This window comes from Rouxiella badensis, from assembly GCF_002093665.1.
Taxonomy (GTDB): Bacteria; Pseudomonadota; Gammaproteobacteria; order Enterobacterales; family Enterobacteriaceae; genus Rouxiella; species Rouxiella badensis.
Genome location: NZ_MRWE01000009.1, coordinates 97,665 through 113,522 on the forward strand (window position 1 = coordinate 97,665; position 15,858 = coordinate 113,522).

At 54.6% G+C, this 15,858-nt stretch carries 15 protein-coding genes; 10 read left to right on the top strand and 5 right to left on the bottom strand.

Features of this window, described 5'->3' with window-relative positions; genetic code table 11:
* Positions 1–14: 14 nt before the first annotated feature.
* Both fruK and fruB read right to left on the bottom strand, forming a co-directional pair.
* Complete coding sequence (gene fruK, locus BS640_RS07505; protein WP_017492246.1) at positions 15–953, bottom strand: 1-phosphofructokinase; 939 nt, start codon at positions 951–953, stop codon at positions 15–17.
* Positions 950–2,080: a fused PTS fructose transporter subunit IIA/HPr protein gene (gene fruB, locus BS640_RS07510; RefSeq protein WP_017492247.1), complete on the bottom strand. Its 1,131-nt coding sequence runs from the start codon at positions 2,078–2,080 to the stop codon at positions 950–952. The genes fruK and fruB overlap by 4 nt, the downstream gene beginning before the upstream one ends.
* Positions 2,081–2,511: 431 nt before the next feature.
* On the opposite strand from fruB, the gene BS640_RS07515 reads away from it, so the two are divergent.
* The gene (locus BS640_RS07515; protein WP_026110576.1) at positions 2,512–3,696 is read left to right on the top strand and encodes a sugar efflux transporter; all 1,185 of its coding nucleotides are present in this window, start codon (positions 2,512–2,514) and stop codon (positions 3,694–3,696) included.
* 6 nt (positions 3,697–3,702) lie between these two features.
* On the opposite strand, the gene BS640_RS07520 is transcribed toward BS640_RS07515, so the two are convergent.
* On the bottom strand, positions 3,703–3,957 hold the full coding sequence (locus BS640_RS07520; protein WP_017492249.1) for a YkgJ family cysteine cluster protein: 255 nt from the start codon (positions 3,955–3,957) through the stop codon (positions 3,703–3,705).
* A 218-nt stretch (positions 3,958–4,175) separates the two neighbouring features.
* Here BS640_RS07520 and yeiP point away from each other — a divergent pair, with 218 nt between their 5' ends.
* Complete coding sequence (gene yeiP / locus BS640_RS07525; RefSeq protein ID WP_026110577.1) at positions 4,176–4,745, top strand: elongation factor P-like protein YeiP; 570 nt, start codon at positions 4,176–4,178, stop codon at positions 4,743–4,745.
* A gap of 279 nt (positions 4,746–5,024) precedes the next feature.
* On the top strand, positions 5,025–6,494 hold the full coding sequence (locus tag BS640_RS07530) for a mannitol dehydrogenase family protein (RefSeq protein WP_084912291.1): 1,470 nt from the start codon (positions 5,025–5,027) through the stop codon (positions 6,492–6,494).
* A 14-nt stretch (positions 6,495–6,508) separates the two neighbouring features.
* Here BS640_RS07530 and BS640_RS07535 read toward each other — a convergent pair whose 3' ends face one another.
* Positions 6,509–7,240, bottom strand: coding sequence for a GntR family transcriptional regulator (locus BS640_RS07535; RefSeq protein ID WP_084912292.1), 732 nt, complete (start codon positions 7,238–7,240; stop codon positions 6,509–6,511).
* 64 nt (positions 7,241–7,304) lie between these two features.
* Complete coding sequence (locus BS640_RS07540) at positions 7,305–8,207, bottom strand: LysR family transcriptional regulator (RefSeq protein WP_169713491.1); 903 nt, start codon at positions 8,205–8,207, stop codon at positions 7,305–7,307.
* A 118-nt stretch (positions 8,208–8,325) separates the two neighbouring features.
* On the opposite strand from BS640_RS07540, the gene BS640_RS07545 reads away from it, so the two are divergent.
* The 7 genes from BS640_RS07545 to BS640_RS07575 all read left to right on the top strand — a co-directional run bounded on the left by BS640_RS07545 (position 8,326) and on the right by BS640_RS07575 (position 15,848).
* Positions 8,326–8,733, top strand: a complete 408-nt coding sequence (locus BS640_RS07545; protein ID WP_026110578.1) for a tautomerase family protein — start codon at positions 8,326–8,328, stop codon at positions 8,731–8,733.
* Positions 8,734–8,873: 140 nt separating this feature from the next.
* Positions 8,874–9,848 carry a CobW family GTP-binding protein gene (locus BS640_RS07550; protein WP_084912294.1) on the top strand — a complete coding sequence of 325 codons (975 nt, stop codon included), beginning with the start codon at positions 8,874–8,876 and terminating at the stop codon, positions 9,846–9,848.
* A gap of 57 nt (positions 9,849–9,905) precedes the next feature.
* Entirely contained in the window at positions 9,906–10,607 is a 702-nt protein-coding gene (locus BS640_RS07555; RefSeq protein ID WP_017492255.1) for a phosphatase PAP2 family protein, read from the top strand.
* A 455-nt stretch (positions 10,608–11,062) separates the two neighbouring features.
* Positions 11,063–11,683, top strand: a complete 621-nt coding sequence (mepS, locus tag BS640_RS07560) for a bifunctional murein DD-endopeptidase/murein LD-carboxypeptidase (protein ID WP_051040078.1) — start codon at positions 11,063–11,065, stop codon at positions 11,681–11,683.
* 229 nt (positions 11,684–11,912) lie between these two features.
* Positions 11,913–13,721: an extracellular solute-binding protein gene (locus BS640_RS07565; RefSeq protein ID WP_084912295.1), complete on the top strand. Its 1,809-nt coding sequence runs from the start codon at positions 11,913–11,915 to the stop codon at positions 13,719–13,721.
* 10 nt (positions 13,722–13,731) lie between these two features.
* Positions 13,732–14,826, top strand: a complete 1,095-nt coding sequence (locus BS640_RS07570; RefSeq protein ID WP_084912296.1) for a microcin C ABC transporter permease YejB — start codon at positions 13,732–13,734, stop codon at positions 14,824–14,826.
* Entirely contained in the window at positions 14,823–15,848 is a 1,026-nt protein-coding gene (locus tag BS640_RS07575) for an ABC transporter permease (protein ID WP_084912297.1), read from the top strand. The genes BS640_RS07570 and BS640_RS07575 overlap by 4 nt, the downstream gene beginning before the upstream one ends.
* Positions 15,849–15,858 lie beyond the last annotated feature (10 nt).

The window sequence follows — 15,858 nt, forward strand, 5'->3', positions numbered from 1 at the left end:
TTTCTCTCCTGCTGTCAATTAAAAGGTTTCAGATCAACACGTGCCATCATCGCCGCCAACTGTGGACGGGAGCTGACACCAACATTGCTTTGGCTAACGGCCAACGCCGCGACGGCAGTAGCCAGACGCAGGGTATGTTCGCTGGACTCACGCATCAGTAGGCCGTAAATCAGTCCACCGACCATTGAGTCACCGGCCCCTACGGTACTAACGACTTCGCAGGAAGGCGGTTTGGCAATCCATGCACCCGAGGCGTTGACCCACAGCGCGCCTTCTGCGCCAAGGGAGATAACAACGTGAGCGATACCCTGATCGCGCAGCGCGTGAGCGGCTTCGACCACGTCGCTTAAGTCGTTGAGCTTGCGGCCAGCCCAGATTTCTAGCTCGCGGCGGTTAGGCTTAACCAGCCAAGGGGCCGCCTTCAGTCCGGCGACCAGCGCTTCACGACTGCTGTCGAAAATAATGCACGGGCACTGGGTGCGCAGACGAGCCATCCAGTCGGTGAACGCCTGCGGGTCGACACCCGCAGGCAGGCTGCCGCACACGGCGACCATGTCGAACTGCCCCAGCCAGCTCAGTGAGTCGTTAACAAAACGCTCCCAGTCCTGTGGCGTAACCTCGAAGCCCGAGAAGTTAAAGTCGGTCACTTCGGAGTCTTTTTCGGTCAGTTTGACGTTAATACGCGTGCGGCCTTCGACCACCTGAAAACGGTTGGCGATGCCCAGGCTGCTAAACAGATGCTGAAAACCGTCCTGATTCTCTTTACCCAGGAACCCGCCTACGGTGACGTCGATCCCTAAGTCTTTCAAAACTTTGGCAACGTTGATGCCCTTACCCGCAGCGTGCAGGCCGGCGGTCTGCACCAGATTGACTTCACCGCGTTCTATTTCAGGGGTGTAACCCACCAGATCGTAGGCCGGATTTAAGGTAATAGTTGCTACGCGACGGCTCATGCGCCCTCCCCAAGACCTTCGGAAATCGCTTCACCGATGGATTTCAATGCCACTTCGGCGTCTTCACCGCTGGCGGTAAAGCGCAGGTGGTGCCCTTTTTTAACGCCCAGAGCAACGACCTTCATCAGGCTGCGACCATTGGCAGGTTTGCCGCTACCGTCGAGGTTGGTGACGGTAATCTCGCTGTTAAATTTCTTGATGCAGTTGACCAGCGCCGTCCCCGGACGCGCGTGCAGTCCGTGTTCGTTGCGGATAACGTATTCGGCAGTCAACACCTGGCTCTGCTCTTCCACTTCGCTGGTCAGCAGCGCCAGCACGCCCACGGCATCGGCCTCTAACAGGCGCTCGGCCTTACCGGCTCGAAGCAGATCGCCCAGGTAGTTCAGCAAATCTAAAGGCTTGTCGTCGGCGACGGCCAGCGTCAGCAGCAGGGCCACCTTTTCGCCGTCGCTTTCAAATGCTGTAGCAGGACGGCTCACCGCCGCAGCACTGCCGAGGTTGCCGACAACGCTGTCACTCAGCCAGATGCCCTGTCCGAGATTCAGCGGCTTACGGCTGATAACGTCGCTGACGAAAGAGGTGTCAACCGCGCCAATTTGCTGAAGACGTCCTGCGTTCAGCGCCTGCAGCGTGATAAGGCTGTCGGCGGCAACGTCTACGGCAATAAGTTGAGTATCGAAACGGAATTCGGCCGCGGTTTTTTCGCCCATCAGCAGGCTACGCAGCTCTTCGGCGGAGTCGGTTTTTGCCATTTGCTCGGCGACACTGTCATCGCTGAGCACGTGGGTCAGCTGACGCAGCAAGGCAAGGTGTTCGTCAGAACGGGCGGCGATACCGATGACCACAAACGCCTTCTGTCCTTCGCCCCACTCAATCCCCTGAGGGAACTGGAACACCTGTACGCCGGTGTTCTGGACCAGGTCGCGCGTGTCGGTCGTTCCATGAGGAATGGCGATACCGTTACCCAAATAGGTTGAAGTTTGCAGCTCTCGGGCCAACATTCCGTCAACGTAACCTTCGCTAACGCGACCCGCGGCGGTGAGCGCAGCGGCAACCTGACGGATAGCGTCTTCTTTTGTGCCTGCGGCAGCGCCCAGGTGGATGTCTTGCTGTGACAACTGGAACATAATTCTCCTCTCCTGCCGAAATTGAATCGTTTCAGCTTTATTGAGAAAAAAGGAGCGCTGGCAGGTTATTTTGACTAACCGGACAACGCTGAAACGTTTCGTGCAGTCTCATTCTGCGGCGCTTATTTTGCAAGCATTACGCGTTTTGGCGTTGCATTTTTATGATGCTACGCACAATTTTCCTTTTTTAAGTTTTAAATTCTTTAGCGACGCATCGAAAAGCTGAAGTATAGCTGACCTCTATGCCTCAGGGTGCTGAAGCTTGCTGGCATTAAAGACAACGTGGCGGCTTTTTAGCATCCTGTGCTGGTTAGCCGACGCGGCCTCTTATTTGCTGATTAAAAGCCGTGTCTATTGTAAAAAACAGGCGTAAAATCCGCGCGATTCGCCTTATCCCCTTCCTTATTATTGTTTTGGTGCAAACCTAAAAAATGACAGTTTCAACCACTACCGCGCGTCGTCTCCGCCTGCCGGACATGACCTCCAGCGCGTTCCTGATTATTGCCTTTCTGACCGGTATCGCCGGTGCACTGCAAACCCCGACGCTGAGCCTGTTTCTGACCACCGAGGTCAAGGTTTCGCCGTTTATGGTTGGGCTATTTTTTACCGGTAGTGCGGTGATGGGGATTTTCGTCAGTCAGTTTCTCGGCGGCTGGTCGGATAAAAAAGGCGATCGCAAAACGCTAATTCTGTTCTGCTGCCTGCTTGGCGCACTGGGCTGCGTACTGTTTGCCTTCAACCGCAGCTACTTCATTCTGCTGCTGGTGGGCGTACTGCTGACCAGTTTTGGTTCCACCGCCAACCCGCAGATGTTTGCGCTTGCCCGCGAGCACGCCGACAAAACCGGGCGTGAAGCGGTGATGTTCAGCTCGATTCTCCGTGCGCAGGTTTCCCTCGCCTGGGTCGTGGGGCCTCCGCTGGCGTTTGCGCTGGCGCTGGGCTTCGGGTTCACCTTTATGTATTGCGCCGCCGCGGTGGCCTTTATTCTGTGCGGGATCATGGTCCGAGCGTTCCTGCCCTCAATGCCGAAAGCGATGCTGACTACCGCCGGTCCACTTGAGGCACCGCGCAACAACCGTCGCGATACGCTGATGCTGTTTATCGCCTGCTCGCTGATGTGGGCGGCCAACAGTATTTATCTGATCAATATGCCGCTGTACGTGGTGAAAGAGCTGCATCTGTCTTCAAAACTCGCCGGTATGCTGATGGGCATCGCCGCATGCCTCGAGATCCCAACCATGTTGGTTGCCGGTTATCTCGCCAGACAGCTGGGTAAGCGTTTGTTGATGCGCTTTGCGGTAATCTGCGGCGTACTGTTTTACGGCAGCCTGATGTTCTTCACCGGTCCCGCCACGCTGATTGCCATCCAGCTGCTCAATGCGCTGTTTATCGGGATTTTGGCCGGTATCGGCATGCTTTACTTCCAGGATTTGATGCCGGGACAGGCGGGTGCAGCTACCACGCTGTTCACCAACTCGACGCGTGCGGGCTGGATCCTGGCCGGGTCGCTGGCGGGATTAGTGGCGCAGTTCGCCAGCTATTACGCGGTGTTTTACGCGGCGCTGGCAATGGTGGTGGTGTCGGTCTTCTGCATCTGGCGGGTCAGGGAAGCCTGACGGCCATTAAGGCGCGGTGTCGAGCTCGAGCTGTAGCAGATACGTGAAGGCGTCGTCGCGATGGGTAAAACACATGTCGCGACGTGCCTGTAATGCCCCACAAACCTTGGGCCGCAGCGGTGAAGTAAAAATCTTGCAGCGCATCGTTTCATCGAGCTGAACGCAGCGCGTATTGGCGGGTTTACCGTTAGGCATGCCTGGGATCGGGCTGGAAATTGACGGCGCGATACAGCAAGCGCCGCAGTCTGAACGACAGTCCATCGGTAGCTCTCCTCTGGGCTGCAGATTGAATGCGATGTAGGTTGAAACCTAATATCGGCAGACAATAACAGCACGGTGAAATTCCCACCACATAAATCGTCAAAAACCCCTTCAGGCGGCCATTTCATCACTCTTTTTGAGCTACCTACTTGCCTGAAATCACGCGCACGAGTAACGTGTCGCCCATTATCCAAACTTTTTGCAAACAGGTTATTTTTATGGCACGTGCTAACGAAATTAAACGCGGCTTCGTTGTAAATTACGACGGCAAACTGCTGCTGGTTAAAGATATTGATGTACAAAGTCCTAGCGCGCGTGGCGCAAGCACGCTGTATAAAATGCGTTTCTCCGACGTGCGTACCGGCATGAAGGTTGAAGAACGTTTCAAGGGTGATGACATCCTTGATACCGTTACCCTCACCCGTCGTAAAGTGAACTTCTCCTACGTCGACGGCGACGAATACATCTTTATGGATGACGAAGACTACACGCCTTACACCTTCAACAAATCACAGATTGAAGAAGAGCTGCTGTTCATTCCTGAAGGTGGACTGGCAGGTATGCAGGTTCTAACGTTGGACAGCCAGCTGCTGGCGCTCGAAATGCCGCAGACCGTTGAGCTGGAAATCATCGAAACCGCGCCTGGCATCAAAGGCGCTTCAGCCAGCGCCCGCAACAAACCAGCGACCATGAGCACCGGTCTGGTTATTCAGGTACCAGAATATCTGAGCACCGGCGACCGTATTCAGATTCACATCGCCGAACATCGCTATATGGGTCGTGCATAAGGATTGGGTTTCTCCCCGTCTTATAAAAGAGAGCGCTGCGGCGCTCTTTTTTTATGCCGGTATGCGACGACAATGGAACGATGTCCCACGCGCAAAGTTATGATCGATCTCACAAATGCGGCTTAATATTTGGACTTACCAATTTTCATTCCTGTCATATCACTTTACACTGCCAGTACTCATTAACGCCCAAATCAGACCTTGATTGCCTATTAAATCTTCCCCCGCGCGCTTTTGGCCTGACCAATTTAACCTATGCCCGAATGTGATGGAGTCAAAATGAACAAGATTTCCACTAGCCCGTTGCCTGCCAATGTTCAACAGCCGCAGTATGACCGTCGGGCGCTCAAGACCCGTATTGTGCACATCGGCTTCGGTGCTTTTCACCGCGCGCATCAGGCGCTGATGACCGACCGCGTGCTGAACCAGCAAGGCGGTGACTGGGGCATCTGTGAGATATCGCTGTTTGGCCGCGATAACCTGATCAAGGCACTGCGTGAACAAGACCACCTGTTCACCGTGCTGGAGAAGGGGGCACAGGGAAATCAGCCGATCGTCGTTGGCGCGGTTCACGAGTCGATGCACGGCAGGATTGAAGGGATCGACGCGATCGTCGAGAAACTGGCAGAGCCGCAGGTGGCTATCGTGTCATTGACCATTACCGAAAAAGGCTATTGTATCGAACCGGTCAGCGGCAAGCTCGACCTTCAGCATCCGGAGATCGTCAAAGATTTACAGGGCGGACACTCCCCCGCCACCGCGCCTGGCCTGCTGGTTGAGGCGCTGCGCCTGCGTCATCTGCGCGGGCTGCCAGGGTTCAGCATTCTCTCCTGCGATAACATTCCTGAAAACGGCCATGTGGTGAAAAACGCGATTCTTGGCCTGGCGCAGGAGAAGGATCCGGCGCTGGCAAGGTGGATCCACGAGTCTGTCACCTTCCCAAGCACCATGGTAGACCGCATCGTGCCCGCGCTTACCGAAGAGTTTGAAGCCGAAATCAGCCAGTCGCTGGGCGGCATCGGCGATCCATGCGGTATCGCCAGTGAACCCTTCATTCAATGGGTCATCGAAGACAACTTTGTGGCGGGCCGTCCGGCGTGGGAAAAAGTCGGTGCACAGCTGGTTGACGACGTACTGCCGTTTGAGCAGATGAAGCTGCGCATGCTTAACGGCAGTCACTCGTTCCTCGCTTATCTTGGTTATCTGGCGGGATATCAATATATTAACAGCTGCATGGAGGATGAAAACTACCGCCGCGCGGCTTATCGACTGATGCTGAAAGAGCAGGCACCTACGCTCAGCGTGAGTGGAATCGACCTCACGGCCTATGCCGATAGCCTGATCGAACGCTACAGTAACCCGTCACTCAAACACCGCACCTGGCAAATCGCGATGGACGGCACGCAAAAACTGCCGCAGCGCATGCTGGACTCGCTGCGCTGGAATCTGCAACACGGCGGCGAATACGCCTGTCTGGCGCTGGGTGTCGCCGGCTGGATGCGCTACGTCAGCGGTGTTGACGACGCCGGGCAACCGATTGATATCAAGGATCCGATGGCGGAAAAGCTGCGCGAGATTGTGGCAGGCAGTCAGGACGGTGAAGAAAGAGTCCGTGCTCTGCTGGCGCTGAAGAGTGTTTTTGGAGAGCCGCTTGCGCGCGATACGTCGGCAATTGAGGCGATAACGGCGGCCTATCTCAGTCTGCAACGTTTGGGGGCTAAAGCCACCGTCGCGAATCTGGTGAAGTAACGCGCTTTGCCCCGCTAGTCGTTAAGGCTGGCGGGGACTGACCGGAAAAGATAGCCGTCGAACGTCGGATCTTCGGCGTCGGAAATCTCCAGCAGTTTGCTTTTCACATTCTCAAGATGCTGCCACATCGCCTGCTTCGCCGCCTTTGGCTCGCGGCGCAGCACTGCTTGCAGGATCTGCTGATGATCGTTAAGCCACAGTTCACTGTAGTTACTCTCCCCAATATGCTGATGCAGCCCCTGCCACATCGGGCTGTGCTTACGCACCTGCCACAGCTCATAGACCATATTCGCCAGCACGCTATTCTGTGAGGCCTGGGCCAGCAGCGTATGAAACAGCTCGTCGGCGCTCTCGTCGATGATACCCTGTGCCACAAAGCTTTTCTCAAGCTCGATGGCGTCACGCATCTTCAGGATATCCGCCTTGGTGGCCTGCACCGCTGCAAATGCCGCGACCTCACTCTCGAGCAGTTGGCGCGCCTGTAACAGCTCGAACGGACCGTAACCGCTGTCAGCACGAGGCGGCTGGACACCTTCTGCCTGTTCGAGCACGTAAACGCCGGACCCTTTGCGCACCTCAACCACTTTCTCCAGCTCGAGCATAATCAGTGCCTCACGCACGACGCTGCGGCTGACGGAAAAAAGTTCGGCAATGTCACGTTCGGGGGGAAGCCGGTCGCCGGGCAGATGCTGGCCGGATGCGATTGCGTCACGCAGCTGATGCCCCACTTCCTGATAAAGCCGCATGTTACCCCCCACTTTTCTGAAAATATTGCTCAACAGTATATCACGCGGCCTGAAGGCGTTGCAGTTATGTGAAAATCTGTGAACCTATCGCGAAATCATCGGCTTGCTGCATCGTCCAATGCTGTAGCAGCCGCTGGCGAACGTCGCTCACCAGAGGCTTTTCACCGTCGCGTGGCGGTAAAAGTACAAAGCTGACGTCAGGAAGCGCGGGTAGCCGCGTCGCATCTCGCCACGGCTTAAGCCCCGAGGGTATCGATGAGGCATTGAGGCAGGCAACCCCGAGTCCCGCCAGCAGCGCAGACTGAAGACCCGCCACGCCTGACGCCGAATGCGTAATCGCGAAACTGACGCCGTTCTCCTCAAGCAACTGACGGGTAAACCCCTGCATGGCGCAGCCTGCGGGGAGGGCGAGCAGCGACAGTGGCCTGGCGGGATCCCAGTTGAACCCTTCAGCTGCGACCCAGTGTAAGGGTTCGCGACAGACCTGCGTGCCTTCATGCGCATGTGCCGGAGAAAGAATCTGCATTGAAAGACCAATATCAAAAGGGTCTTCGTCACGCTGGGCGCGGATATCAACACTTTTTTGCACTCTGACGTTCAGCCGCAGGTCTGGATAACGCTCGCGCAGTTTCACCAGCATGGGCGGTATCTCGTTGGGACGAAAGTAATCGGTAATCGCCAAACGCAGTTCGCCGGAAAAGGACACGCCTCGTACCTCATCTAATGCGCGCGCGCTCAGTACCAGCATCTCACGGGCAAAGACCCCTAGACGTTCGCCGCTGGGAGTCGGCGTCACGCCCTTTTTGCCACGCAGCAGCAAGCTTTGGCCGGTGAAATCTTCCAGCTTGCTCAACTGTTCGCTGACCGCAGAGGAAGAGAGATTCAGACGCGGTGCGGCGGCAGAGATGCTGCCAGCCTCAACGACGGTAATGAAAGACCGTAGATGATCGAGATTGAAAGGTCGCATGGGCATCCCTCGGCTTTATTGATGGATATCACCAGATGTTCCTGCTTTTCCGGGCAATCAGCAACGAATATCCTCTTCTGCATCACCCCATCACCCCATCAACCTATCGGAGAACGCTATGCCTGGGATCACGCTGCAACTTTCGGGTCATGAAGACCCTCAACTCGCCCACCGTCTGGCCAACGCGCTAACAAAATTAACCTGCCGGATACTCGATAAACGCCCGGAGCAGACGATGGTTATTGTGCGCTTTGTGCCTGCCGAACTTTGGTTTATTAACGGTCAGTCATTGCAGGCGCTAGCGCGTCACTCCTTTAGGCTGGAGGTAACCGTCACCGACGAGACCAATACCCGTGCACAAAAGGCGCAGTATCACCAAGAGGTCTATGCCCTGCTGGCAGAAACGTTGGGCGAACTGCATGAGCATTCGAATATTCATATCATCGATTGCCGTGCGGGCGCTTACGGCTATGGCGGAGTGACGCAGGAGTTTCGTTATCAGCATAATGAGTCGTTTTGTAGTTAAAAGAGCTTTCCGGTGGTCATAGAGCTTTAACAGGCTGGATTTTATCTTGCTGGAGGGGCATCTTATTGCGCATATTTGATGAATGGCCCGAAGGAAAACCCCAGGGAATAAGGAGCCTTCGGGCGCTATAAGGATTAAACATGACGCAAACAAACCTGATAACCGGATTCCTCGGTAGCGGCAAAACCACCACCATCCGCCACCTGCTGGCACAAAAGCCGGAAAACGAAAAATGGGCGGTGCTGGTCAACGAGTTTGGTGAAATCGGCATCGACGGTGCACTGCTGGCAGACAGCGGCGCGGTGCTCAAGGAGATCCCTGGTGGATGTATGTGTTGTGTCAACGGCCTGCCGATGCAGATTGGCCTCAACATGCTGCTGAAACAGGCAAAACCAGACCGCCTGCTTATTGAACCCACCGGTCTGGGTCACCCAAAACAAATCCTTTCCCTTCTGACTTCAGACGTTTACAGCGGCTGGCTGACGTTAAACGCCTCGCTTTGCCTGCTGGATGCACGTCAACTAAGCGACCCACGGGTTGTTGCCAACGAAAACTTTCGCGACCAGCTGGCCGCGGCAGACATCATCATCGCCAACAAAACGGATACCTATACAGAACACGATGACCTGATGTTGGCACAGTGGTTGAGCACGCAGGATGCCTCTTTGCAGATAGAGCGCGTCTCGCAGGGGAAAATTAGCGCTGAATTGCTGAACCAGCCGCGCAGAAACGAGCGCGAACTGCCAGAGGGCAAGCATCACCACGCCCATCAGTCAAAGCAGGGACTGGCGGCGCTTAGCCTGCCGGGCCATCAGCGTTGGCGACGTGCATTGAACGAGGCCGGGGACTATTCCAGCTGCGGATGGATTTTTGATGGCGAGACGCTGTTCGACACCGCCGGGTTCCTCGATTGGGCGCGGCAGGCACCGGTCGATCGCCTGAAAGCGGTGATACGTATAAAGGAAGGCACATTGCGGGTGAACCGTCAGGGTAATGACCTTCACATCGACACGCTTTCGACGGCGCCCTTAGACAACAGAATTGAATTAATATCCCACGGCAAGACCGACTGGAACGCTCTTCAATCCATCTTGTTGAGGATTCGTTTAAGTTAGCAGGCTTACCGTATCGCTAGTTATGATATTTTTATTACTTAAAACAGGTTTTGATTTATGTTTCGCCGCAATCTTCCCGTGATCCTGCTACTAAACGTATTGGGTATCGCGCTTTTCCTCTCTTATTATCTGCCAGCAAACCACGGTTTTTGGGCGCCTATCGATACGTCGGTGTTCTTTTATTTTAATCGTCATCTGGCCACCAACGAGACGTTTCTGCACTTTGTGGCCGTCACCAATAACCGCGCGTTCGACGTCTGCTCCCTGCTGGCGATGGGGCTGCTCTATTTCTCTTATTTCATTAAAGAAGACCGCACGGGGCGTCGACGCATGATTATTATCGGCGTTGTGATGCTGTTGACGGCGGTGGTACTTAACCAGTTGGGCCATCAACTGCCGGTCGCGCACAAGAGTCCTTCACTGAGTTTTCCGCACGTTAACCGTGTTAGCGAACTGACCGGTATTCCGACCAAAGACTCGTCCGGTGACAGCTTCCCTGGCGACCATGGAATGATGCTGATGGTGTTCACCGTCTTCATGCTTCGCTACCTCGGTAAACGCGCCTTCGCGATAGCCGTTCTGATAACCGTGCTGTTCTCGATGCCACGTCTGATGATTGGCGCACACTGGTTCACCGATATCATGGTAGGTTCATTGTCGGTAGTGCTGGTGGGTGCAAGCTGGTGGTTAATGACCCCTGCGAGTGATTTTTTGGTCAACTGGCTTGATAAAAAGCTTCCCAAAAAAGCGCTAAAATAATCACTCTTTAAGAAAAAACTCATTCTGAAAGACATCGTTTTTTATTATGGCTCGAACAACATTGACATGTTTTCGGGCCATTTAATTTGTTGCCAATGTAAATAGGCGGAAAGCGAAAAATGCTCGCAGACCCCGTCCTGCTGCGGTTTTAGGCCAAATGAGCACAAAACTCAATCAGCGATTTTTAAATTAATAGTTACATTGCTTTACATCATTATTTCTTATTAAAAAAGCGTTAAAACCTCTCGCATTCCCCCGATCATTACGGTAATCTCGACCACGTTGCACAGAAATGTGGCATGACTGGCTTGATTCCAATTAATAGTGTGCTGTTCCGCACAATTTGCTGGCTAAGCCTTTGCCCGAGACTGTAGCGACGGGTAATCTCGCTTGGTTTTGGCAAATTGATAACGAACGTTTTGTTTCGTTAAGGACAGCAAGGGAAAACAACAATAATGGTCAAGTCTCAACCGTTTCTGAGATATGTAATGCGGGCTATCCCCGCGATTGGCGCGGCAATTCTTCTCTCCGCGTGTAGTGGTATACATTCTTCGAACACAGAAAACGCACAAACTGAGATGCATGCAGTTAAAGACAAAGATGGTCTTTTACTTCAAGCCTCTCAGGATGAATTCGAAGCAATGGTTCGTAACGTCGATATTAAATCCAAAATCATGGATCAATATGCAGACTGGAAAGGCGTTCGTTATCGGTTAGGCGGTGACAGCAAGCGTGGTATTGATTGCTCAGCCTTCGTACAGTTAACATTCCGCGAACAATTTGGCATGGACCTACCTCGTTCAACCTACGAACAGGAAGACATGGGCAAGAAGATACAGCGTAACAAGCTGCGTCCAGGCGACTTAGTGCTGTTCCGTGCAGGCTCTACCGGCCGCCACGTGGGCATTTACCTTGGCAACGATCAGTTCGTCCATGCTTCTACCAGCAACGGCGTGATGATTTCAAGCCTGAGCGAAGCCTACTGGACCAAGCGTTATCGTGAAGCAAGACGTGTATTGACCGGTGCTAGACCGAGCAGCAATACAGGTACACTCACGACGGCGATGTTGCAGTAAAAGAATCTCCTCTTGTTGTTCAAGCCAAGCAAATAAAAAAGGGCCCTCCGCGAGGGTCTTTTTTTATGGCTGTTCCACACTGCCTGAACGCCTACCCCGCCCAGACGCTTTCTCTTAGGTCCTTGCCTAAACTTGTGATAAAACAACCAAAATGGTCGTTTACAGATTTTCAATCTATTATTGAGTCATCACAGCGTCAGCGGCGCCAATTCAGGAGTTAATTTTCAGGATGTTTCCTCGCGCACTCATAGCTCTGTTTCTGTCGCTCACAGGATTTACTGCGCACGCCGAATCTATCGATGATGGCTACGCCTTTGCCATTCTTGGTTCGCCAAAATACATTTATAACTTCAGTCATTTTGACTACGTAAACCCCGCCGCGCCGAAAGGCGGTAGCATTACCCTGTCAGCCATCGGCACCTTCGACAATTTCAACCGCTTCGCCTCTCGCGGAAATGCCGCCATCCGCAGCGACACGCTCTATGACAGCCTGTTTACTCCCTCAAGCGATGAAATAGGCAGTTACTATCCGCTTATCGCCGATTCTGCACGCTATGACAGCGACTTCCGCTGGGTTGAGGTCGAGATAAACCCCCACGCGGTGTTTCAGGACGGCAGCCCGATTACCGCCGGTGACGTCGAGTTCACCTTCCATAAGTTCATGACCGAGGGCGTACCGCAATTTAGGGTGGTCTATAAGGGCGTGGTGGTGAAAGCCATTGCGCCGCTGACGGTGCGCTTCGAGTTCCCGCAGCCGAATAAAGAGCAGATGCTGGGCCTTTTAGGCCTGCCGGTTATTCCGAAGACGTTCTGGGAGCATCGAAAATTCAATGAGCCACTGGCGACGCCACCGCTCGGCAGCGGCCCCTATCGCATCACCGACTATAAGCTAGGCCAATACATCATCTATTCGCGAGTCCCGAACTACTGGGCGGCTAACCTGCCGGTAAACCGTGGACGCTATAACTTCAACACCATCCGCTACGACTATTACCTCGACGATAACGTGGCGCTTCAGGCCTTTAAGTCGGGTGCCTTTGATTTTCGCAGCGAACCCTCGCCCAAAAACTGGGCAACACAATATCAGGGCAGCAACTTCTCACGGAATTTAATCATTCGGCAGGATGATGAGAATAAGGCGGCGCAGGACACGCGCTGGCTCGCATTCAATATTCAGCGCCCCATTTTCAAGGACCGCAAGGTCAGAGAGGCGTTGACGCTGGCGTTTGATTTCAACTGGATCAATAAGGCGCTGTTCTACGGTGCCTATCAGCGAACCGACAGCTATTTCCAGAACACCGACTATGCGGCAAAGAACTACCCTGACGCCGCCGAACTGGCCTGGCTCGCGCCGCTGAAGGGCAAGGTGCCCGATGAGGTCTTCAGCGAGCTGTATCACCCGCCGTCCACGGACGGCAGCGGCAATGACCGCACAAATCTGCTTAAGGCAACGGCTCTGCTCAAAGAAGCGGGCTGGACGGTCAAAAACCAGCAGTTGGTGAACAATCAAACCGGCACGCCGTTCACTTTTGAACTGTTGCTCCCGAGCAGCGGCAATACGCAGTACGTGCTGCCTTTCCAGCACAATTTACAGCGGCTCGGCATTACAATGAACATTCGTCAGGTCGATAACTCGCAGTTTATCAGCCGCCTGCGCAACCGGGATTACGACATGATACCGACCGTTTATCGCGCACAGCCTTATCCGGGCACCGACCTGCAGATCATGTGGAACTCGAAATATCTCAATTCCACCTATAACACGCCGGGGGTGTCCGACCCTGCGATTGACCAGTTGACCAACGAGATTGTGGCACATCAGGGTCAGCCAGATGCCCTGCTCTCGCTTGGCCGCGCGCTTGACCGGGTGCTGACCTGGCACATGTACATGATTCCGATGTGGTACACCAATCGCGACCGTTACGCTTATTGGGACAAGTTCTCGATGCCGGAAATTCGCCCGCCCTACTCGCTAGAGCTGGACACCTGGTGGTATGACGTGAACAAAGCCTCGCGCCTGCAATCGGCCAGACAGTAAGGAGACTCACTTGACTGCTTATCTGCTTCGCCGCCTGCTTCTGGTTATTCCGACGCTATGGGCGATTATTACAATCAACTTTTTCATCGTGCAGATAGCGCCGGGCGGCCCGGTCGATCAGGCTATCGCGGCCATCGAGATGGGCCAGAACAGCGGTCTGCCGGGCAGCAACGGCGGCAGTGGAACCGGCCATGCCAACGCAGGCGTCGGTCAGGTCGGCGACAGCCAGTACCGCGGCTCTCGTGGCCTTGACCCGGAGGTGATCGCCGAAATTACCCGCCGCTACGGTTTCGACAAACCGCTGCATGAACGCTATTTCGACATGCTGTGGCGCTACGCGCGCTTCGACTTTGGCGATAGCCTTTTTCAAGGGGCATCGGTGATGCAGTTGGTAAAATCCAGCCTGCCGGTCTCGGTCAGTCTGGGCCTGTGGAGCACGCTGATTATCTACCTGGTGTCCATCCCGCTCGGCATCCGCAAAGCGGTCAAAAACGGCAGCGCCTTCGATATCTGGAGCAGTACGGTCATCATCATCGGCTACGCGGTGCCGTCGTTCCTGTTCGCCATTATGCTGATCGTGTTCTTTACTGGCGGCAACTATCTGGACTGGTTCCCGCTGCGCGGCCTGACCTCGGCCAACTTTGACTCGCTGCCATGGTATGGCAAAATCTCCGACTATCTGTGGCACATCACGCTGCCTGTGCTGGCAACGGTGATTGGCGGCTTCGCGACGTTGACCATGCTAACCAAAAACTCGTTCCTTGATGAGGTACAGAAGCAGTATGTGGTCACCGCACGCGCTAAGGGGTTGGATGAGCGCAAAATCCTTTACCGCCACGTGTTTCGCAATGCGATGCTGTTGGTGATCGCCGGTTTTCCGGCAACCTTTATCAGCATGTTCTTTACCGGTTCACTGCTGATTGAAGTGATGTTCTCGCTGCACGGTCTTGGCCTGCTGGGATACGATGCCACGCTACAACGCGACTTCCCGGTCATGTTTGGCACGCTGTATATCTTCACCCTGATTGGCCTGCTGCTGAACATCGTCAGCGACATCACCTACACGCTGGTTGACCCGCGCATCGACTTCGAGGGCCGTCAGTGATGAAGCTTAACCCGATTAACCGCGCGCGTTGGGCTCGTTTTCGCCAGAACCCTCGCGGTTTTTGGTCGCTGTGGATATTCCTGCTTATTCTGCTGCTGGCGATGCTGTCAAACGTGCTGGCCAACGAGAAGCCGCTGCTGGTGCGTTATCAGGGGCATTTCTATGTCCCTTTTATGGTGAACTACAGCGAATCGACCTTTGGCGGCGAACTGCAAACCGCCACTGATTATCAGGACCCTTTCGTGGTGAAGCAGCTTGATAGCCACGGCTGGGTTATCTGGGCACCGCTGCGCCAGAGCTACAACTCGATAAACTTTTCGACCCAACAGCCGTTCCCGTCGCCACCGTCCACGCAAAATCTGCTCGGTACCGACAGCAACGGGCACGACGTGCTGGCCGAGATCCTCTACGGGCTGCGTATCTCGCTGCTGTTTGGTGCCATGCTCACTCTGCTATCGTCGGTTATCGGCATCGTCATGGGGGCGACGCAGGGCTATTACGGCGGCAAAATCGACCTGTGGGGGCAGCGCTTTATTGAGGTCTGGTCCGGCATGCCGACGCTGTTTCTTATCATCATGCTCTCAAGCGTGGTGCAGCCTAATTTCTGGTGGCTGCTGCTGATAACGGTGTTGTCTGGATGGATGGTGCTGGTTGGCGTCGTGCGCGCTGAGTTCCTGCGCACACGCAATTTTGACTATATCCGCGCGGCACAGGCAATGGGCGTCGCAGACCGGACCATTATGCTGCGCCACATGCTGCCCAACGCGATGGTCGCCACGCTGACCTACATGCCGTTTATTCTCTGCGGGTCGATTACTACCCTGGCTTCGCTAGACTTTCTTGGCTTTGGCCTGCCCATTGGCTCGCCGTCGCTAGGATCACTGCTGTTAGAAGGCAAAAACAATATTCAGGCACCGTGGCTCGGCATCAGCGCATTCTTGGTGCTTGCCGTCCTGCTGTCGCTGCTGATTTTTATTGGTGAAGCGGTACGCGACGCCTTTGACCCCAGCCAGACCCGTTAGGAAGGCCAAC